Here is a 22,463-nt window from a genome sequence, read left to right as displayed (position 1 = left end):
AAATATCACCTCAATTTTTTGTTAGCTAAATAACTCGTAGAATCTTGAATACCAATTTTCCCATGGGAAACCTGCTCTAGTAAGTTATCCAGTGTATTAACATCGATTTCATCTATAGTCCGATTAATCTTATTAACACCTTCACTCTTATTGTGTTCCTTTTCTAATTTCGATTTGATGTATTTCGTTTGCTCACTAATCGTTGTATAAGAAAAAAGATCAGAGATATCAATTACTCCAGGAAAATATTGCTCAAAACCTCTTAGCATCTGCGTTGTTAGTAATGAATTACCACCTAAAGATGAAAAGTCATCATCAAGATCTACATTATTTATCTCTAAAGTTTTAGACCAAATTATTTTCACAATATGCTCTACTTCATCTATACTCCCTAAAGTGTCGATTTGAGAGTCTAGTGAGAAATCAGGTTCATTATTTTTTTCTTGAAATTGTCTTGTACCCGGCATTATAACAGCAGGAATATTTTCACTTGACCATAGAAGTTTATCTAATATTGACAAACATTGTTCTACATTTAGAGGGGGAAATTCTTCATCTTCATCTACTGCACCATAATTAAAGGCCATTCCAATCTCTCTCCAAGCAGGCCATTGGATACTTAAACTTGGTAAATTTTTCATACCTCGTAAATAAGATAAACTATCCATAAACATATTGGCGGCTGTATAATCTGATTGCCCCGGTTGAACAATTAAAGATGAGATACTTGAAAATAGAACAAAAAAGTCGAGATTATCAGAGCTAGTAGCACGATGTAAATTAAAACTGCCAAGCATTTTAGGGTTAACAACTAAATCAAAATTTGAACGGTCTTTATTATGTATAAAGCCATCCCCAGCTTTTCCGGCTAAATGAAAAATTCCTTGAATTTTTCCGTATCTAATTCTTAACTTATTTAGGAATTGATTGACTTTGTTATAATCACTTAAATCTAAGGCTGATACCTCAAATAAATCTAGTTTCTCATCAAACTCAATAAATAAATTCATTTTTTCAGTGATAATATCATTTAATTTAGGATTATAACTTTTCCAATCTTTCTTAATTGGGTATTCTGTATTACCTAGCAATACAATTTTCTTTACACCTTTTTTTATTAGTGCCTTAGTTAGGGTTAAACCAAGCGCTCCCGTCCCTCCGGTTATTACAAAAATACCATCTAAATTCATTTGAGTTAATTTGTTATCTAATGGTGGTAAAGGACTTCTCTGAATCTGACTGATAAAAGCTTCGTTTTTTCTATATGCAACTAATCCCGGCCTATTATTACTGCAAATTTCATCAGCTATTCTTGAAAAGGAAGTATTATCATCAAAATCGATACATTTAATTTTCAAATGCGCATTTTCCTTACCTACAGATAACCAAAATCCATTAAGAGCTGTTTGTTCAGGATTAATTACTTCATCAAACTGATTAACAACACAAGAATTATTCAATAGTATGGCAAGGCCATACTTTGGTTTTATTTTACTTTTAATCCACGATTTAATAAAAGAAAAACTTTGATTTAAAGGCTCTTTAATATATTCTTTTTCCGAGTTACTATCGATATGCCAGTTAAATAAAGCAAAAGATAAATTAATTTCTCTAAGTGTTTTAAGAGCCTGATCCCAGTCATCCTTTTCATAAACTTCAATTACTTTATAACCTAACTTTAATAATTGCTTTGATGCTTCTACTGTTGTAACAGATTTTTTTCCTATAATAGCTATAGTCCCAGTGCGATGAACCAATTTTTCAGGCGAGGAATAATTCATAAAAATATTAGTATATCCAAATTTCGATTTTCCGAAATTATCTGATTGAGAAGTTGACTTTATACAATAATCTTTTATATCAACTAATGTATTACCACTTAAATCACACAACATAATATTAAATTTATGAATTTCAGGACCTTTAACATCAATTTTTTTGATGTATGAAATTATGTTTTTTGGTAAACTTTTGTAAATTTTAATTTCACCATAAGAAAGGGGTAAATGAAATTCTTCTTCGTTCATAAAGTTATTAGCTGCATTCACTGCCATATCCATTAAAGCTGGATGTAGGTTGTATAAATCAATTTCTTCATGAAATTGATTAGGTAAAGAAAAAGTCATTAGAAATTCACTTGAAGAAGAATCTTTAAGACCCTTAACAAAGGACCTAGACCATCTCTTATCAACAACCAAACCATTTTTGGTATCATCCTCATTATAGATTATTGCTGGAAAAGTTAGACTTTTCTTTAATTCATTTAAATCAATTTTCTTGTTAATTGCAATTTGATCTTTTTCATCAAATATAATATAACCCGTAGCATGAGTTTTCTGATTAGTGCCGTCTGTATCATTGCTCGAAAAAGTAAAGCTTTTTTGTATTCCCTTCTTGTCGACTATTAAGTTTAAAGTTCTAGTCTCATCATTAGATACAATAAAAGGCTCAATAAAAAGTACTCGCTCTAACTTCGCGTTTCTATTTTCATGCAGTTGGTTCTTTATAAGTTTAGTTACCATTTCTATGTATCCAGTTCCAGGCATAACACACTGACCATTAATTTTATGCCCCGAAAGTTCCCAATCTCTTTTTGGGTTTAGTTCCCAGCTTAAAATTAATTCGTGTGAGGAATGAACAACACTGTAGTCATCTTTATTTTTGTATTTAATGGAACTGTAGCCGGTTAGGTTAACCCAGCATTTTTCGTGTTGAAAGGGATAGGTTGGAAGCGGCACCTTCTTTGCGTTAATATTTTTAAGTAATGCAGTCCAAGATATATTCGCTCCTCTCACATAGTGCTTTGCAATAGCCTCTATTTCACTTTCATTTTGCAAACCTAATAAAAGCGAATTATCGGCGTACCTCGAAATTTGAGATTGTTCTATTTCGGTCAAGTCCCCAGTTCTTTTCTTCAATTTATTCTCTGATACTATTCTATGTTCATTGCATATAAACTCTTGATAAGCGCTCTCAATAGGGGTTTCTATAAAACGTTTAAGATCTTTCAAAAGCTGATTTTCTTCTTTGAAAGGGATAGCGAGCCTTATATTGTGATGAAACCGACCTACTGATGCTGTATATACTAAATCGTGAATATTAACTTTTGTATTGTCCAATAAATTTATATAACTTTTCACTAATTCTCTTAATGCTTTAAAACTTTTTGCACTTATCGGTAATAGTAAAAACATTTCGTTAGAAAAGGTCTCTTCAAAGTCAATAGATGGAGATTGTAGAATTAGATGACAATTAGTGCCACTTAAACCAAAACTACTTACTCCTGCAATTAAGATCTGAGCGCTATCCTCCCCCCAGTTTCTGTTACTATCATGTACATATACTGGACTATTAATAAAGGGGATATTAACATTTGGAGTGTTGAAATTTAATGTGGCAGGCAAGGTTCTATATGACATAGCAAGGATAACCTTTGCAAGACCACCTAAGCCAGCTACATTATCTAAGTGACCGATATTTGATTTTAATGATCCAACACCACAAAATTGTTTTTTGTTTGTAAAGAATGACATGGCTCGTTGAATTCCATCTATCTCTATAGGATCACCTAATTTAGTTGCAGTTCCATGTGCTTCAAAATAACTAATATCTTCGGCTGATATACTAGCTTTTTCTATCGCCTTTATGATTAAATTTCCTTGAGCTTCAGAGTTTGGTGATGTTATTCCATTTGATGCACCATCCTGATTGATTGCTCCACCTTTAATAACAGCTCTAACGTTATCCTTATCTTTTATTGCTTCTTCAAATGGCTTGAGAACAAATGCAAAAGCCCCTTCTGCAGCACAAGTACCATCCGAACTATTATCAAACGTTCTTGTTTTTCCATCTTTAGAATTTATTTCATTGATATCTCTAATACCAACTCCAAAATCTCTGTCAACTACTGGTATAATATCTGTATTAACGCCACCAACGACAGCCATTGAACAATCACCGGATTGTAGCGACCTACAAGCAGTTAGTAGAGCAACTAGACCAGATGAACATGCGGTATCGACTACTAATGCTGGTCCATTTAAGTTTAAATAGTAAGATAGCCTACTAGCCATCATTGATTTGACATTTCCACTAATTTCAACTTCTTCATTTGAGCTTAATACGCGAGTAATTGATCTATAATCATTGCCAAAATCAGATGAATGTCCAATGTATACACCAGTATTCGATCCCTTTATTGATTCACCCCCGTATCCAGCATCTTCAAGCGCTTTCCAAGTCGTTTCTAACAAAATCCTTTGATTTGGGTCCATATAATTTGCTTCTTTTTTGGATATACCAAAAAATTTATAATCAAAGCCTGCAATATCATTCATAAATGTTGTTTTAATGTAATCTTCTTCACCAAGAGGCACCTGCACTCCACTTAACTTTAAATAAGATTCTATATCGACCTTCCTTGAAACGGGTAGCTCTTTATTAAATTCCTGTTCGTCGACAAGCATACTCCAAAAATCTGACAAATTCTCTGCTTGCCCAACACGACCATCCATACCGATAACTGCAATACTGTTAGAATTATCCTTACTGTTGGTTTGAAATAAATTATTTAAATTAAGGTCTTCAAGGTTGATTGTTGGAGTTTTCATCCAGATATCACCTCTAGTGAAAATTCAGTGAGAAGATTTTCTTGATTGTTTTTTGTTAATATTGAATGTAATCTAATTTCTTGTTCTGATATAGGCACATTTTTAGTGTTAAAGATTTTTCTTAAAAGCACTAAGCATGCCTTCATTTCATCTTTCGTAGGTTGTCTATTCTCTTTATTAATATTTAAGTAATACTTCTCAATTTCTTTATAAGGAGCAATTACACCATTTTTGTATTCCTCTTCATCCCAGTTTGTATTCTTAGTACTGACAGCTGCACCTAAACATAGACCTATTAAATTTGGCTTTAGATATAATGATTCAAGTATTGTTAAAATTGATTTGTGGTCTTCTTCAAAATCATAAGATAAGGCCTCAAAATTATTAATTGAATTAAGCGCTAAATTTTTCAAGACATCTTTTGGACCAGACTCAATTAGGTGAGTAACATTTAATTCAGAGAGTTTCCCACATACTTTTGTCCAATATACTGGCTTTATAAGTTGATTTAATAAAATATCTTTAACTTCGTTCTTATCTTTGTAAAGTTGACCTGTATCTCCCCTCACCACAGGAATTTGAAATTCATTAAAATGTACATTCTCCATTGCTATCGCTAATGGTTCTAAAGCAGTGGTCATAAACTGACTATGAAAAGCACCACTTACATTTAATGGAATAATTTTCGCTCCTAACGATATAAGAATTTCTTCTGCTTTTCTTAATGAATCCTTCTTGCCAGAGATAACAGTTTGTAGAGGACTGTTAATATTAGCTATTTGTACATTCTCAAGTGAACTAATACTCTTATCGACCATGTCTACATCTAGTTTGGTCACTGCTGACATTCCTGTAACTTGATCAGGATCACATGCTGCCATTGCCTCACCACGAGCTTTAGCAATATGGATAGCATCTTTAAAGCTTAGTACTCCAGACGCAGTTAAGGCAGAGATCTCTCCAATACTGTGACCGGCTAAATAAGAAGGAGAAAACCCTTTTTTATCTTTAAGTAATTGATACATAGCAACACTCATAGTTAAAACAGCAGGTTGTGTATATTCAGTTAAATTCAATTTTTGAGAGGGCCCATTAAAGCATAAATCCGCCAAGTCGTAACCAAGAATTTCTGAGGCTTCAGTAAAAAGTTCTTGAACCATAATGTTGTCATGATATAGTTCCTTACCCATACCTACATATTGAGACGCTTGACCCGGGAAAACCACAGCTAAATTTGTCATTTTAATCCCCTTTCTTCTATATAAGTTAATGTACTTGTTTTTTTCGTACTAGTGAGTCAAGTATTCCTAAATAATTTTCGAAATGTTCCTGTATTTTCTTTTCATTCATAGATTCACAAAGTATAAAGTGTATTTTGGTTTCATTCTTACCTTGTTCTAAAGCTATTTTCATGTTTAATTTTTGTTTGTTATTTATCTTGTCAATGGAGCCGAAACCAATATATATACTTCTATCTTTCAGGCTGTTAGACATTTGGTTATTTGAAATGGTTTTCTTATTTAAGCCATTGTTTGCTACTAAATTTAACACTGTTGAAAGGTCAGTACCCTTAGTAAAATCAAATTCTTGAAGACTAAATTCATCAAATTCGACGATAGAATATATAGGAATGTATTTATTGTTAGTAACTTTTGAAAGATAGAACGCAAAAATTGTTGTAAGAATTTCCGTGCTTTCCACATTAAAATCAGTAGCTAGTTCTTTAATTCCCTCAACCGTTTCTGGTTTTACTACTCTAGTTATTTTTTCAGGAATGGTTTTATTTTTATCAAACCACTCAGATGGCATTTGCACTTCTTTTAATGGTAATTTTCTTTTCTTTTTCTGAATTAATAATTCATTTAGTTTTGTTATTGTAGGTGATGAAAAAAGGTCAGCTACTGATACAAGACCAGGATAAATATTCTCTATTTCAGAATGCAGTAATACAATTTTTAAAGAATTACCGCCTAAATCAAAGAATGAATCATTCAATCCAATCTGTTTACTACCAAGAATTCTTTTCCATATATGAATAAGCTTTATTACTTCAGAATCTGAGTTACTATAATCTATTGTTTCTGAAGATTTTTTTAATACGGGCGTAGGTAAAAGTTCTCTAATAATTTTTCCATTTTGATTTTGAGGAATGGCATCTGTCTTCATAATATAAGAAGGCATCATATAATTTGGTAAAGTTTTTTGTAACCATTGCCTAATTTCACTCTCAGAAATATCTATTTTACTTTTATAATATGCTATGATTTCGCCCTCAGATTGATCGATTTGTTTGATTGCTACTGCCCCAAATTCAATTTCAGGATGATTATTCAATATTGTTTCAATCTCACCAATCTCTATTCTATAGCCCCTTATTTTCACTTGGTCATCCGAACGCCCACAGTAAACAATCTCTCCGTTTTTCCAGAAAGCTTTATCTCCTGTTAAGTATATTTTTCCTTCCTTAAAAGGGTTGTTGCGGAAGCGCTTAAGTGTGAGGCTTTCTAAATTAATATATCCTTTAGAAAGACCCTTACCACCAATCCATAGATCTCCCTCAATCCCTTCAGGTAATATATTCATATTCTCATCTAGAATATATACGTTAGTATTCATTATAGGAGAGCCTACATTTATTGCATTAGAGACCGTTAGCTCCTTAAAAGTTGACCAAATACAAGTTTCTGTCGGTCCATAAACATTAAAAACTCGTAGGTTCTCAAATTCTCTAAGTGTTTCAAGTAATTCAGTTGGAAAAGACTCACCGCCAACAACCAATGTTTGTATTTGATATAAAGTTTCTTTAAAAACGATAGGATTAGAGCTTAAAAGTTTTAAACGAGTCGGCGTCATCTGAAGACAGTTTACTTTTCCTTTTAAAACCAATTTTTTTATGAGTTCTGGATCTCTAGTTTCATTCTCATTGCCTAGAATAATACACCCATTGTTTACCAAACATACTATTGTTTCTAAAAGGAAGATATCAAAAGAAACTGTTGTTAGACATGCAAACCTTGGATTATCAGCAAGTTCAAGTGAAGATGTTATACCAATAATAAAGTTAATAAAAGCTTCATTTGTTATTTCTACACCTTTTGGCTTACCTGTTGAACCAGAAGTATATAAAATATACGCTGTGTCGTTTAAGGATCTTTTTTCATTTATTTCAATAACCTCATTGTTTAAGTTATCAAGTACATTAATACTTTTGATATTTAATGGAGCAATACCTGTATCGTTTAAAATTAATTTAACTTGACTGTCATTAAGCATGTAATTAATTCTTTCTGTAGGCAGGTTTAAATCTACGGGAATAAACGTACAACCTGTCTTAATACAAGCTAATAACGCAACCATAAGGTTTGGTGTTCGTGGTAAAAGAATTGCAATTCGTTCACCAGGTTCAACACCCGCATTTAAAATAGCAGTAGCTAGCCTATTTGAGCGATACTCTAAGTCAGAATAAGAGACATTTTCACTATTGGTGATAACAGCGGAATTTGACGAATTATTTTGAAATGAATCTACTAATAATTGATTAATAGATAAGTCTTCACTGATCTCATATTTTGGCCCTTCCCCATTTTTCAAGATATTGTTACTCTCTTCTTTCGATAGAAAACTAATATCCTTCAACAATATATTAGGATCATTTAATGTATTGTCTAAAAACTGCTTAAAATAACCTATCCAATTTGTTACTCTTTTTTCACTATAGATTTCGCTCGAATATGTTAAGTTACAAAATACACCCTCTTTTCTTTCAAACATATCTAGAAATAAATCAAATTGTGCATTTTTCACGTCTGTTTCGCCTAATTTAACTTCAACACCATCTAAATTAATTATGCGCTTAAGATCATTCTCGTAGTTAAACATCACATCAAAGATAGGATTTCTACTCATATCCCTACTAATTTCTAAATCATCTAGTAAACGATTAAGTGAGTAATTTGAATTCCCATATGCATTCAAACAACAGTCTTTTATTTCTTGTAAAATTTCTAAAAAGCTTTGACTAAAGGCAGGTTGAACTCTAATGGGGAGAGTCTCAGCAAACATACCTACTGTTCGATTAAAGTTACCATTGTTTCGTTGATCCCATGGTACCCCTACACAGAAGTCAGTCTGATTGCTTAGTCGTCCTAGAAAAGCCACCCAGATAGCTAAGAAAACCATTACTACTGTTGAAGATGTTTGTTTGGCTAATTCTCTAACTTGATTTAATACCTCAATATTTATATTGAAATAAACACTTTTTCCTTGGAATGTATTTACTTCAGGTCTTGATGCATCAGTTGGTAAATTCAAAGAAGGTGGGGCTGGTGATAGCATGGATTCCCACCACTTCTTTTGAGATTGAGCTAATGAGGTATTAATATAGCTCTTACTCTGAATAATATAGTCAGTATATTGCTTTTCTGGTTCTAAGATAGACTCTCCGTTGAAAAATTTCATTAAATCCTGCATTAAAATATTCAATGAGCCTCCATCTGCAATAATATGATGGAAGTTTAAATGAAGCTTTTGTTCTCCATTTTCATGAGTAACTAGTGCCCATCTCCACAACGGCGCAATACTTAAATCAAAAGTCTTATCCCAAAAATCGTTGTACGCTTTCTTCGATGTACTTTTTCTTAAATCAAAAACTTCGTATTCTTGGTTAATCTCCTTACTAACAATTCTTTTAACACTATTGTTTTGAATGCAATAAGAAGCTCTTAAAGCTTCATGAATCTTAGAAATTTCTTCAAAAGAACGTTTTAATTTTGAAACATCAATCTTTCCACTGAGGTTGTAAACCCCTTTTATTTGATAGGCTTCATTACCCCCTTTTAAATTTGAAAGGAAAAATACTCTACTTTCCTCTTCAGATAACTCTTGATTTTGTGTATCTTCTGAAATAGAGGGTTGTTCTTCACTTTTTTTGTTTAAATGTTCATCTTCTAAAGGTGAAGTAGGTATACTTCGAAATTCAAACCCACCCTCTCTAATTCTCTTTACACTTCGTCGTAGAGCATTTAAAATACCTTTTACATCTTCTTTTGTATGTTCTACAGACATCACACAAGTTCTTCTTTCCCAAATATAGATACCTTCGTCCATCATAATTCTAAAGAATAAGTTTAATTCATAAGACAAAGTAGACATATTCTTAGAGACACCTGGTTGAAAGCGATACATACTTCCAAAACTATCTAATTTTAAAGGCACAAATTCTCTTTCAAAGAATTGATTAGCTTCTCTAACTAAGTAATTAGTGACGCTGTTAGCTTTGCTAATTAAGTCTGATCCTTCTTGTTTAATTTTTTGAAGAGCTGCTTTAGTCGCAGCCATAGTCAGAGGATGCTTACAAAACGTTCCTCCAAAAGAACTTACATTAGCCGACGGGTAAGAATTATCATTAAAACCCCAATATCCTCCGTCAAGAATGTCCAAGTAATCCTTTTTACCAGCTATTATTCCTAAAGGCATACCTCCACCTATTAATTTTCCATACGTTACGATATCGGCATTAACGCCAAAATATTGTTGTGCACCTCCAGGCATGACTCTAAAACCAGTAATCATTTCATCAAAAATTAATGCTATTCTATTTTTACTACATACTTCTCGTAATTTTTTTAAAAACTCTTTTGGTTGAAAGTTCGGGTTTCTACTTTGCACAGGTTCAACCAAAACAGCCGCTAAACTATTTCCTAAGGTTTCGATTGTTTCTAATGATTCGTAAGTTCCATAACTCAAAACTACTGTATCTTCAACCATACTATCAGGTGTGCCTATTGCTTGTGGACCCGTGCTCCTGTCTGTTACTTCTGCCAAAATACCGTCAAATGTTCCATGATATGAATTAGTGAATTTTACTATCTTGTTTTTCTTAGTAACTGAACGAGCTATTCGAAGCGAAGCCATAACAGCTTCTGTTCCAGAGTTACAATATGTTACTCTCTCTGTTCCAGTCAACTCTTTAATTAAATCAGTAACTTCCCCTACAACTGCTGATTGTGGACCTAATTCCATACCCTTTTCTAGTTGTTGCTTTATTGCTTTAGTTATGAATTCTGGTGAATGACCAAAAAACGAAACTCCAAAACCCATAGAAGTATCAATAAACTCATTGCCATCAATATCAGTAAATTTCGACCCTTTAGAAGCAACCGAAACAATAGGATAAACAATTTTTTTTAAAGAATGATCATAATTTAAATTTTCAATCCAGTCTACCAGTGACTCTCTATATTTAACTGCGTAATCTCTAGAACTACTAGTTTTCGTTGTCCACTTATCGGTAAATTCATCCAAAAAACTCAGCTGTCTCTCGTTTAAAGTATGGTTAGCAAGAGGCCGCATGGCTCTCATTTTTTTTTCCTCTGTTTTAGGAGGAGTAGTAACTATTTGATTAAAATTTTTTTCAGACTGCTTTTCAATTAAATCAATTTGTTTTTCCATAATGTCTAACTGCCTGTTAATTAAATTCTCAAATGTTTCATGACCATTTAATCTTGTTTTCTTAATTACATCAATATCTACTTTTCCTGTATCTTCAAGTGAACAATTTTCATTATTTATCTCTGTAATTAAATTATCTTTTCTAGTAATCTTGAGTTGAGAAAAATGTCGTACTATATAACTTTTAATAGCTTCAATTGTTTGCAGGTCCATATAAAAAACATTTGTAGGTACCTCAATTTGATATTCATCTTGTATATAATTTTTAAGATGTACCATCATTAGTGAATCAAAACCTAAAGAGAATAAATTTACTGTGTCAGTTATATCACTTTTAGTTATTCCAGTTATTTTAGAAATTACAGCATATAGTCCTTCACTGACTTTATTTTGTTCAAATTCCGCATCAACTTCCATAATTAGGTTATTACTTGTTTGATCTTTTTTATTAATTACGATTTTTTGTTGTATTCTTTCGGGCTCTGAGAACCATATTTTTTTCTTATCGAATTTTGTTACAGGTATTTTTGTTCTCATCATTCTTTTATTGTATAATGCTTTGAAATTAATCTTATATCCAAGTTCCCAAAGCTTACCCACAGATTCAAGAAAATGTTTCCAGTTTGAACCGGCTTTTCGAAGTGACACAAGAAAACTATAGCTAGAACTTGGTAAGATTTGAGCAACTAGACCCGCTAATGTAGCAGTAGTTCCTATTTCTAAAAATACCTTTCCACCAAGAGAGTCAACTGTATTAATAGCCTGGCTAAATAGAACAGGTTCTTTTAACTGTCTTCCCCAATATTCACTGTTTATTTCAACCTTTTCTACAGAAGTACTTCCTGTAACTGTTGAAATAAACCTTGAAGTAGGTCTACGAAATATAATGGTTTTAAATTTATCAGTCAATTTTTCTGCATCGGCTTTCATAAAATTAGAGTGATAAGCATTTGTAACATCTAATTTCTCTACAAATATACGTGCTTTATTAGCTTTAGTTTTAATGAAACTAATACTCTCGCTGCTGCCTGAAATAGTGATATTTTCTGTCGTATTAATTGCAGCAATAGATATATCTGGATAATCTTTGATTAATTCTCGAACGGTTTCGATGGTCGCTAAAATGCTAAGCATTTCACCAGTTGCATTGCTTTGATCCATAATTTCAGCACGAGTTGCTACCATATATATAGCATCTTTTAATTCCATCATTCCATCTGCATATGCAGCAGCATACTCACCAATACTATGTCCTATCAAATAATCAGGTTCAATTCCTAACGATTTCCATAATTCTACTAATGCAACTTGAACTGAGAAAATAATCGGTTGTGTATATAATGCCCTCCCTAAAGCGTGATTATCTTTACTAGGTTTATAAAGTATATCTATTATTGATACTTTAATATATGGGATAAATGCTTTACTAAGCTTTGTTAAAGTATCTCTGAACACATTAGAATCTTCATATAAATCTCTAGCCATATTTAGATATTGGGAGCCTTGTCCCGTGAATAAAAAAACTACTGGCTTTTCTTTATCCGTTATGTGATTTTTTACATATGAGGGTATATCAGAACCAATTTTTTTGAGTTTTTCTTGTAAATCCAACAAAGTGTTAGTGCTAAAAGAAATTTTATTATCATGTAAAGATCTTTTTAAATTTAAATTTTGACATAAATTCTCTAAATCTACATTAGGTGATTCGCAAAGCTTTACCAACTCTTTTATAGTTTCTTTTAGATTTCTTTCATTTCTAGATGAAATAGTGAACAATTGATAATCACGTACCATATCGGTTTCATTATTAGTTTTAATTTCAGGTGCCTCTTCAACAATTAGATGAGCGTTTGTTCCATTAATACCTATAGAGGTTAAACCAGCTCTCCTCATGCTATTAATTGCATTTTTCTCCCATTTTGTATTTTTATCAATTATTTTCAAAGAATTTTTTTCCCAATTAATTAGGGGATTTCCTTTATTGTAATGTAAATTAGCTGGAATTTGATTATACCTTAATGATAGTAATATTTTAAATAGGCCTGCCATCCCAGCAACAACTTCTGTATGACCAATATTTGATTTAACACTTCCAAGAAGTGCGGGTTCATTACGCTCCTTAAAAATTTCTTGTAAGGAATTTACTTCTTGTGGATCACCTATTTTAGTTCCAGACCCATGAGCTTCAATATAATCTATGTCCTGTGGTTTTAAACCTGCGTCTTTGAGAGCTTCTTTTATGACGCTTTGTTGTGCTCTTCCATTTGGTACAGTATAACCACCACTTTGACCATCGTGATTTGTAGATACTCCTTTAAGCACTCCATAAATTGTATCTCCATTCTTAATGGCATCTTCTAGTGGTTTTAGAACTACCAACGCGGCCCCCTCACTCCGAATATATCCATCTGCCATAGAATCAAAGGAGCGACACCTTCCAGATGGAGAAAGTGCTTGTAGACTAGAAAAGCTTGCATGGCTTTCAGATCTTAGTATTAAGTTAACACCTGCAGCAATTGCCACACCACAAGTACCTTCTCGTAAATTCATTATAGCTTGTTGAACCGCTACAATAGATGATGAGCAAGCAGTATCAATTGAAATGCTAGGACCGTTAAAACCATAGGTATAGGAAATTCTTCCTGAAGCACTATTATTCATAGTACCAGTAAGACTATAAGGTCCAGGCGTAATCCCGTAATCTCTACCTACTTGAGAGTAGTCACTATTCGTTATGCCTATAAAGACTCCTGTTTTACTGCCTTCTAAATCTTTCGGATCCCAGCCGGCATCTTCAATTGCTTCCCATGTAAGTTCTAATAATATCCTATGTTGAGGGTCTAATGCTTCTGCTTCCTTAATGGATATACCAAAAAAGAGTGGATCAAATTCGTCTACTTTATCTAAATAGCCTCCAACAATAGTCTTAACATTATCGTTAGCTAGCGGGTCTAACTTCCAACGTTCTTTTGGTGCAGCCTTTATGGGATCAATATTATTAATAAGAACTTCCCAAAATTCTTCTGGAGTATTTGCCCCACCAGGAAATCGACAGGACATTCCAACAACAGCAACATCTCTATTAGTATTAATTTTCTTTGCATTTATAGGATTTATATTTAAATCTGATTTTTCTTTATTTAATAACGAATTTATGTATGTGAATAACTCTTTTACATTTGGATAATCTAAAGTTGCAGTACTTGACAATGTAATATTTAATCTATCTTCAATACCTTCTTGTAATAACAGTATCTGATTGGAATCTAATCCTGTGTCAAAAAAACCAGTCTCTTCATCTACATTTATTTCTCCAGTTAATTTACACAGTTCTTCTATTATGACTACATATATCTTATTCTCCACATTATTTTTTTTTACTCGTTTATTTTTTTTAACATCTGTTTGATTGTTTATAGTCATTTTTTACTTACCTCCTTTTATTGTTGTTTAGCGACCATATTGTTTTAAGCCAAAATTCCCTATTAGAATCTCTTGTATTTGAGAAGAACCTTCAATAATTTCTAACACTTTCGATTCTCTATACAGCCTTTCAACAGGAAAATTGTCAGTACAGCCGTTAGCACCCAAAATTTGAACTGCATCAGCGGTTACACTTACTGCAGTTTTAGAAGTAAAATATTTGGCAATGTTTGTCTCGATCATTGCCAAATCATCTTTTTTCATTCTCAATCCTGCTGCTTTTTCACATAAGGCTCTACCTGCATGAATTTTAGTTACAGAATCTCCAATGATTCTTTTAACTAGTTGATGATTACCAATCTTTGTATTAAATTGTTCTCGCTTCCTTGAGTACTTAGCCATTTCTTCTAATGCAGCTTTGGCTAAACCAACCCCTCCCCATGCAACACTAAATCGTCCATAAAAAAGAGCAGAATTCACAACAAATGAGAACCCATTACCAATTCGACTGATGATCTGTTCTTTTGAAACAGCAACATTTTTCAAAGTTAATTTGCCTGTATGAGAACCTCTACTAGCCATTAATCCCTTTACCGGCTCAACCGTTATACCTGGCATATCTTTTTCTAGCAAAAAGGCCGTTATTTCACCTTCATTAATAGCAATAACTATGTATATATCTGCTATTTCAGCAAATGATATCCATTTCTTTATACCATTTATAACATATTCATTCCCTTTTTTTTCATAATTGGTTTTAACAGAACGCGCATCGCTTCCAACGTTTGGTTCAGACAAAGCAAAACAACCTATTTTTTCTCCAGATGCTAATAAGGGAAGATATTTTTCTTTTTGCTTTTCAGTCCCAAATGTAACTAATGTTTCACAAACTAAAGCGGTATGAACAGTCAAAAGTGTACGTGTAGCTGAACAAGCTTTACCAATACTTTCTGTTAAATTCCCATATGTTAATGGATCTAAATTTAAACCACCGTATTCTTTAGGGACGGTAGCACCTAAGACTCCTAAATTACCAAGGCTGTTTATGATCTCTATTGGGAATGAACATTTTTTATCAATTTCACCTGCTATTGGTCTTATATAATCTTCAGCAAACATTTCTACTTTATTAAGAAATAAATTATTATCCATTTTTTATGTTTCCGTTCTTTTTAGTAAACTCACTATATTATCAATTGAGCTAAAATTATTAAGGGATATTTCATCATCATTTACTATTATATTATATTTATCTTCTATATATTGAAGCAATCTCATCGCAAATATCGAATTAACAAATCCTTTTTCAAAGATGTTATCATCATCTTTTATACTTTCTTCATAATCAAAAATTTCCATATTGGCTTCTATAAATTTTCTTAAGTCAACCTTTATATTACACAATAGATACACCCTCATTTCTGTTATTTTTAATTATTACTTTAATATAGGGTGGATATTCTTGAATCAAGCTTAAATCATTTTCTAATAAAAGTTTTTCATTATTAGATGAATCTACCTCGTTAAAATTAGCAAATTTGTATGTCAAATACATTTGTCTATTACGTTCAGTTTTACAAAAATCAGCTCTTAATTTTTTGTTATTCATAATAGCATTTTTCATTAAAAATGAAAGTAACACTGTACCTACCCCACGCGAGAGTGTACGACATGACATCAACAGCAATCGAATATTAGAATAACTATGATCGTTTTCGACCAAAGCCAAACCAATCTTACCATAAGAACCATACCTATCTTTTAGTTCGCATATCCATAAATCATGACTTTGAGAATTAAGATAATCATTAAGCTCATCATAACTATATTGTATTCCTGTTGAATTTAATTGGTTAGTTCGTACAGTAAGTTCTTCCGCTCTCATTAAATCACTTTGTGTAGCTCTTTTTATTAAAAATTCCATGTTTAAGGTAAAAAGAAATTTAGAAGACGGCCCTTCAAAAATTTCCTCTGCCGCTCTCCTTTTTTGTTCTTCTACAAACATTAATCTTCTTCTTTTACTGTCCAAAGTTAGCATTTTGGGTAAATGCTGTTGCATATTTTCAACTTCTCTATAATTTTCTGCCTTTAATAAATTTATTTCAGGATAAACACTTTTCACTTCATCTAATTCAAATTGTTGATCATCTATAAACAGTAGAGAATCAAATCCAACATTTATTTCTTTTTGAATATTTTTAATTGACAAAGACTTAGCACTCCAGTTAATTTGTGGATATAAGAAATAGTGATCAATACCCAACTTTTTAAGAATATCCATGGCGTGTTCAAAGTTATTTCTGCTGGCTATTGATAATAACACCCCTTCCGAATCCAGTTTTTCCAATATCTCTCTAATACCATCTTTTAGTCTAACACTATTATCTTCAAGTAAAGTACCTTCCCACAAAGTATTGTCTAAGTCCCAAATCACACACTTAATAAGCTTCATTCAGAACACCTACCTTTTTACAATGAATATTTATAGAAACCCTGTCCCACTTTTCTCCCTAATAACCCAGCATTAACCATTTTTACAAGTAACGGACAACACCTGAATTTGGTATCTTGTAAGCTAGAATAGAGCACATTTAGTGAATCTACTACAGTATCTAGACCGATAAGATCAATTGTTTCTAAAGGTCCTAATTTATGTTCATAGCCTTTTTTAAACATTAAATCTATTTGGTAAGGGTCGGCTATTTTTTCTTGGACTAAATAGGCTGCCTCATTCATAAATAAATGAGACAATCTATTTGCCACGAATCCAGGTGAATCTTCGACTACTATTGGCTTCTTTTTAATGGACTGAAGAAATAAAGTGGTCTTTTCAATAGTTTCTTGTGATGTATGATATCCTTTTACTGTTTCCACTGTTTCTTTCAAAGGCACAGGATTCATAAAATGCGTCCCAATTATGTGGTCCGGTTTATTGAAATATTTAGCTAGTTTAGTTATTGAAATACAACTAGTATTAATACCAATTATGGAATCGTCATTACAATATTCTTTTAATTCCTCTAAAACAGTTATCTTATTCTTAATTTCCTCATAAGTATTTTCTATAATAAATGAGCATTCTCCAAAGTTATTATAGTTATCTGTAACTGTTATTTTTTCTAATATAGAATCTGGAACTACTGAATAATATTCTTTAGATAACATTTTATAACTTCTAATATTTTTTCTAATTCTTACTTCAACACTTTTTAATTTAACTGGATCATTGTCTTTTAACAAAACCTTATGGCCATGTTGGGCTAATGAAATTGCTAAATCCACTCCCATAACTCCGGCCCCTATAACGCCTACTAATGACATGATTACTCTATTCCTTTCTTTATTTTTTATTTAAGATTAAAATAGCGCCACCAAATCCAATAATTCCCCAAATAGTGAGAATAACATAATGAATAAAATCGGCTGTAAACGTATTTGAGGCCATTGAAGCTCTCATAACTTCAGCCATAGAATATAGAGGTAGTACCTGATGTAAATATTGTAACCACTCTGGTAGTCTGTCCATTGGAAAATTAATAGGAGAGAACATTAATGCACCAAAAATTAAGACCTGTGAAAGTGCTGCTGATGCTTGAGGCGGTAAGGCATATGAAAAACCGTAACCCACACCTATTGAAGTCAAAGCGATTAATAGTAGAGCTGGTATTACAGTCCAAGATATTGAATAACCAGGGTCGAATATAAAATGTGCACAGAGTGTAGAAATAGCAATTCCAGGTATTGTGATAATAAGCCATGTTAACGTATCCGCGGAGAGGATTAACGCTCTATTCACGGGCCATGTACGTACGAAATCAATATAACCTTCAGATTTTGCATTAGCTATTTGTTGTGGAAGGATTACTAAACCAGTAATTATCATAATCAAAGTTGGAGCGCCCGTAGCTAAAAATAATATAGTATTTGAATCCGGGTCTGCGAAAAGGTAGGTGAAACCAATTACAATTCCTAAAGATATCATTATTTGTATTATTGCAAAAAACACTAGATTTCCTGAATTCCTAAGGAATTGCATTTGAAAAACATATTTAAATTGTTTGTATAATTTCATTATTTACTCTCCTTTCCCACTTGTAAGTTCGACATAAACATCTTCTAGAGTAGTAGGTGAAAGAGTATAATCTAAAATGTGATTCTGTCTAACCTGTTCACTTGCCCACTCTATACTTAAAGGGACAGAATTTGAATCAAGTGACATTATTAATCTATTACCTACAGTATTTTTATTTATTATCCATTCAGGTAAATTATTTAAACTATTTTCATTAATTAAATTAACTTCCAATCTCATTTTATTATCCACCGAACTCTTTATTTGAGAGGGTGTTCCTTCAACTAAAAATTTCCCTTTATGTAATATAGCAAGCCTATCCACTGCCTTTTCTGCTTCTAAGACATTATGTGTTACTAAAATAACTGATGTCCCATCTTTAGTTAGTTGACGTATTATATCCCAAAGATAGCGTCTTCTCATAGGGTCTACATCATTTGTTGGCTCGTCTAAAATTACTAATTCTCCTGGGCTAATGACGGACATACAAAATGCGGTCAGTCGTTTAATCCCCCCAGAAAGTTGAATCCCCTCAGTATTAGCCCACTGGCCAATATCTAATGCGTCAAATAAATAGTTCATTCTTTTCTGAACATCCTCTTTATTAGCTAAACGCATTTTCCCCATTGTTGAAACGGCTTGAGCAGGTGTTAAAAAACCCAAAGGTAACTGTGACTGTGACTGTACGGAACAAATACCTCTTGCTTTAGTTGGTGATTTTTGTACATTCTCATTTTTCAAAAATATATTTCCACTTGTTGGTTTTGTTGAACCTATGATCTGATTAACCAATGTTGTTTTTCCAGCACCGTTATGACCCATTAGCCCAAAAATTTCGCCCTCATTAATTTTAAAACTAATATCATCGTTCGCGTAAATCTTAGTTTTCTTTTTCCCCAAAAATACCTTAGTTATATTTTGTACGTCTAAAACCATCACAACCTCCTACTGAATTTTAACAATACTTAATTCTTACTATTTTTGTTGCATAGGAAAGATTATACATGATATTACAAAAAAGTACAATTTTTTAATAAATTTATAAAAATTCGTAAATTCATATTCTAATATAATAAATTTATACCAATAACAACTACATAAGGGACTAAATATATAAATGTTTATAGTATTATAATTATAGTAATTAATAATTTTTAATGAAACTTTTTTTAAAAAAGTTTATTTTGAAACGATTAATAATGATTAAATTGGAATACGCCTTTGAATATTTTTGTATATCTTTTTTATTATTAAGTGTATTATCTGTTTAGATGTTACCTCATGTTAGAAATTTCTGTATACTACTGTTTAAAGCATGTTAATTAAACACACGAGGAGTACAGAAATCCTGTTTGAAATTCTGTACATGAACTAAAAAAGGGGTGGCGTAAAATATTTATTTTAAGCTGAAAAATTGTTTAATTTTTTTTCTGTCTTCTAATTGTATAATTGTGTTTTTAGGCAAACAAATTGTTAATATGAATGGTGAGAAAATCCAAGTAACCGCTTTATACTGAGGAAAGTTTTCAAATTCACATATGTACTGAAATTCTTCTTGCTTAACATTTTTAATAGCTAAAAGATCTAAAGGTACTGTTAAGCCTGTTCGCAATACCTTAGAGATTGATTCTTTAACCGTCCATATAATTGACAGTGCCTCTGATTCATTACTACTTATCTTTTCAATTAGTAGTTTTTCTTTATAGGTTAAAACTCTATTAAGTATTTTATCATTCTTCGGATTTATAACTTCAAGATCAATCCCCATTGGATGAAACTCAGGATATGAAAGAGAGGCAGCAAAATTACTTGTATGGGTTAGGCTTAATTGATAGTTGTCATAATTGATTACGGAACTAACAATAGGTTGGCCAAATATACCTTTCTTTATTGTTATATCTTTCGGAGTATGATTAGGGAGAAATGGCAATATACTCTTTTTAGCAACATACCTTCCTATTAAGTATTCATATTGCCTTTTACTATGCTTAAACTCTTTCAAAGATTCATGTTCTTGCTTACTGAGGTAATCATTCAAATATATTTTCGTTTTAGAATACCCTATTACTAAATGACTTTTGAAATAAGATTGTTCTGTAGTAAACTTTTCTTTGCGATATAGACCAATTGGAGTAGAAATTTCTTTAATCAATATAAATTCTCCCTTACTGAAAATTGGTAAATTACTATATTATATAATATATCAAGTAAGATAAAAATAAAAATTAAATTATAAGGAGTCAATATGCAATTACATTTCAGAAAAAAGATAATCATTTTTACTTTATTATCTTTTGTCGTCTTTTCCTCATTAATTATGTCGTTGTCACTTTCGGAGGTATTAAGTCTAGGAGGATATTATAGCTTTAATGATGTTGGGATGTGGACTACTTTATTTGTTATTTTTCTTTGTTATAGCCCTTTAATTTTATATATAATAGGTCATGAAAAAGTTTTTTATATTTTAAGTCTTTTTTGTATCATAGGTTTAATTCTGAGCATATTAATACTATTATCAACTATTGCTTTTAGTTATTTTTTGACTGATTTTTATAGTAATTTTGCTAACATCAGTGTTATTATAGGAAGTATTATACTTATAATAATAAACTCAATCTGGTGTGTAATAGCTTTTGAAAAAAATTAATTTAAAGTAAAATGAGAGACTTAGACACCCTAACTTTTCAATTGCATCCTGGAATGGCAACAGTAAATCGGACACTTTTAAAGGTCTACTATTTTATATTCAGTTAGTGTGTCATATCCAAGGGACCCGTGAACTCGAATATGATTGTACCAATGGACATAATCAAATTGTTCTACATCACGTTCGTGTTGGCTATAAAAACATTTCCGCGAACGAACTCGGTTTTAATTTTTTTAAAATCGTTTCAGCTACGGCATTGTCATAGGGTTTCTTTTGTTACTCAATGAGCGCTTAATCTCAAAAGCATCTAGCGCATCATCAATCAACTTAGTTAAACTCGCTTCTGCGATCTGTGTGAAAGCATTCTAGTTGATTGAGATTTACTTGTACAGATGCGAAGGCACGTTGAACAAGTTTGGCGTTTTTATGGGCTCCAGCACTAAACCCAATGATTTCTCGATTAAATAAATCAATTAATAAACAGATGTAATGCCATTTTTGTTGGACACGAACGTAGGTTAAATCGCTCACGATTACCTTCAGTTCTCTGTCTTGTTTGAATTCGATTTAATGTATTCCCAACTTCTGATTCATTACAAGCGGTTTTAATTGGTTTGAACTGAGCAACTGTATAAATCTTTTATAATACGGGTAATTAGGCGTCTGGACACGACGTGTCCGCATTCTTTCAACTTGTGTTTAATTCTTCTTGTGTCATACGTTTGTCGACTTTCTTGAAAGATCCGTATTTATCTCTTTTGAAAGGACACTATCGTTGGATTTCTCGTTTTTTTCGTGGTAATAAACGCTTCTTGGGATGTTGAGGACGATGCACATTGCTGATACCGAGTACTTGTGAGCGTTTTGACGAATCACATTTACTTTCGTCCCATGATCAGTGCGGCAAGTCTTGCATATCATTTTCCATTTCAAGCTGTTGATTTCGTTTGCGAAGTGCGCGTAACTCTTTTTGTTCTTCTGTAAGGTTGTCCTTTTCTTCAAATGATCCTGAGTTTTCATATTGGTTCATCCACTTATCAAACGTAAAAGGCGTTAAGTCATACTCCCGAATGATTTCCTTCCGTGGTTTTCCTGATTGGTAAAGCCGCACCATTTGTTTTTTGAATTCCTCGTTAAACGTTCGACGTTTTCTTTTGGTCATCATAGATTCTCCTCAAGTATATTGCTTTTAGTCTAATTGACCTTAAAAAATCTGTCCAACTCAGAGTAGCCTATCCAGATTTACTAAATTAAAATTTAA

The 22,463-nt window shown here is 32.1% G+C and carries 11 protein-coding genes and 1 pseudogene; 1 reads left to right on the top strand and 11 read right to left on the bottom strand.

What is annotated here, in order from left to right; genetic code table 11:
- Positions 1 to 5 precede the first annotated feature (5 nt).
- From PQ477_RS10910 to PQ477_RS10865, 10 genes are all read right to left on the bottom strand, one after another.
- Complete coding sequence (locus tag PQ477_RS10910) at positions 6 to 4,610, bottom strand: SDR family NAD(P)-dependent oxidoreductase (RefSeq protein WP_274271768.1); 4,605 nt, start codon at positions 4,608 to 4,610, stop codon at positions 6 to 8.
- Positions 4,607 to 5,851 carry an ACP S-malonyltransferase gene (gene fabD, locus PQ477_RS10905; RefSeq protein ID WP_274271766.1) on the bottom strand — a complete coding sequence of 415 codons (1,245 nt, stop codon included), beginning with the start codon at positions 5,849 to 5,851 and terminating at the stop codon, positions 4,607 to 4,609. Before fabD ends, PQ477_RS10910 begins: the two co-directional genes overlap by 4 nt.
- 25 nt (positions 5,852 to 5,876) lie before the next feature.
- Positions 5,877 to 14,483, bottom strand: a complete 8,607-nt coding sequence (locus PQ477_RS10900; RefSeq protein ID WP_274271764.1) for a non-ribosomal peptide synthetase/type I polyketide synthase — start codon at positions 14,481 to 14,483, stop codon at positions 5,877 to 5,879.
- A gap of 27 nt (positions 14,484 to 14,510) precedes the next feature.
- Positions 14,511 to 15,635: an acyl-CoA dehydrogenase family protein gene (locus tag PQ477_RS10895; RefSeq protein WP_274271762.1), complete on the bottom strand. Its 1,125-nt coding sequence runs from the start codon at positions 15,633 to 15,635 to the stop codon at positions 14,511 to 14,513.
- Between the two features lie 3 nt (positions 15,636 to 15,638).
- A complete protein-coding gene (locus tag PQ477_RS10890; RefSeq protein WP_274271760.1) occupies positions 15,639 to 15,887 on the bottom strand; it encodes a phosphopantetheine-binding protein in 249 nt (82 codons plus the stop codon).
- Positions 15,880 to 16,935: an HAD-IIIC family phosphatase gene (locus PQ477_RS10885; RefSeq protein ID WP_274271758.1), complete on the bottom strand. Its 1,056-nt coding sequence runs from the start codon at positions 16,933 to 16,935 to the stop codon at positions 15,880 to 15,882. The genes PQ477_RS10890 and PQ477_RS10885 overlap by 8 nt, the downstream gene beginning before the upstream one ends.
- A 17-nt stretch (positions 16,936 to 16,952) precedes the next feature.
- Positions 16,953 to 17,804 carry a 3-hydroxyacyl-CoA dehydrogenase family protein gene (locus PQ477_RS10880; RefSeq protein ID WP_274271755.1) on the bottom strand — a complete coding sequence of 284 codons (852 nt, stop codon included), beginning with the start codon at positions 17,802 to 17,804 and terminating at the stop codon, positions 16,953 to 16,955.
- A 19-nt stretch (positions 17,805 to 17,823) separates the two neighbouring features.
- On the bottom strand, positions 17,824 to 18,555 hold the full coding sequence (locus PQ477_RS10875; RefSeq protein ID WP_274271754.1) for an ABC transporter permease: 732 nt from the start codon (positions 18,553 to 18,555) through the stop codon (positions 17,824 to 17,826).
- A 3-nt stretch (positions 18,556 to 18,558) separates the two neighbouring features.
- A complete protein-coding gene (locus tag PQ477_RS10870; protein WP_274271753.1) occupies positions 18,559 to 19,491 on the bottom strand; it encodes an ABC transporter ATP-binding protein in 933 nt (310 codons plus the stop codon).
- Positions 19,492 to 19,951: 460 nt separating this feature from the next.
- Positions 19,952 to 20,707 (bottom strand): 4'-phosphopantetheinyl transferase family protein, encoded by a 756-nt coding sequence (locus PQ477_RS10865; RefSeq protein WP_274271752.1) that lies wholly within the window; start codon positions 20,705 to 20,707, stop codon positions 19,952 to 19,954.
- A 93-nt stretch (positions 20,708 to 20,800) separates the two neighbouring features.
- Between PQ477_RS10865 and PQ477_RS20925 the strand changes: the two genes are divergently transcribed.
- Entirely contained in the window at positions 20,801 to 21,202 is a 402-nt protein-coding gene (locus tag PQ477_RS20925; protein ID WP_432813875.1) for a DUF5391 family protein, read from the top strand.
- Positions 21,203 to 21,279: 77 nt separating this feature from the next.
- Here the strand turns inward: PQ477_RS20925 and PQ477_RS10860 are convergent.
- A pseudogene (locus tag PQ477_RS10860) lies at positions 21,280 to 22,364 on the bottom strand (IS3 family transposase).
- Positions 22,365 to 22,463 lie beyond the last annotated feature (99 nt).

This window comes from Shouchella hunanensis (assembly GCF_028735875.1).
Lineage (GTDB): Bacteria > Bacillota > Bacilli > Bacillales > Bacillaceae_D > Shouchella > Shouchella hunanensis.
This window is presented reverse-complemented; position numbering and strand designations above follow the sequence as displayed.

Bases quoted from the DNA above. Each gene is read 5' to 3' on its own strand.
- PQ477_RS10885 (WP_274271758.1), bottom strand. From the start codon at position 16,935: ATGAAGCTTATTAAGTGTGTGATTTGGGACTTAGACAATACTTTGTGG.
- PQ477_RS10870 (WP_274271753.1), bottom strand. From the start codon at position 19,491: ATGGTTTTAGACGTACAAAATATAACTAAGGTATTTTTGGGGAAAAAG.
- PQ477_RS10880 (WP_274271755.1), bottom strand. From the start codon at position 17,804: ATGTCATTAGTAGGCGTTATAGGGGCCGGAGTTATGGGAGTGGATTTA.
- PQ477_RS10895 (WP_274271762.1), bottom strand. From the start codon at position 15,635: ATGGATAATAATTTATTTCTTAATAAAGTAGAAATGTTTGCTGAAGAT.
- fabD (WP_274271766.1), bottom strand. From the start codon at position 5,851: ATGACAAATTTAGCTGTGGTTTTCCCGGGTCAAGCGTCTCAATATGTA.
- PQ477_RS10900 (WP_274271764.1), bottom strand. From the start codon at position 14,483: ATGACTATAAACAATCAAACAGATGTTAAAAAAAATAAACGAGTAAAA.
- PQ477_RS10910 (WP_274271768.1), bottom strand. From the start codon at position 4,610: ATGAAAACTCCAACAATCAACCTTGAAGACCTTAATTTAAATAATTTA.
- PQ477_RS20925 (WP_432813875.1), top strand. From the start codon at position 20,801: ATGCAATTACATTTCAGAAAAAAGATAATCATTTTTACTTTATTATCT.
- PQ477_RS10875 (WP_274271754.1), bottom strand. From the start codon at position 18,555: ATGAAATTATACAAACAATTTAAATATGTTTTTCAAATGCAATTCCTT.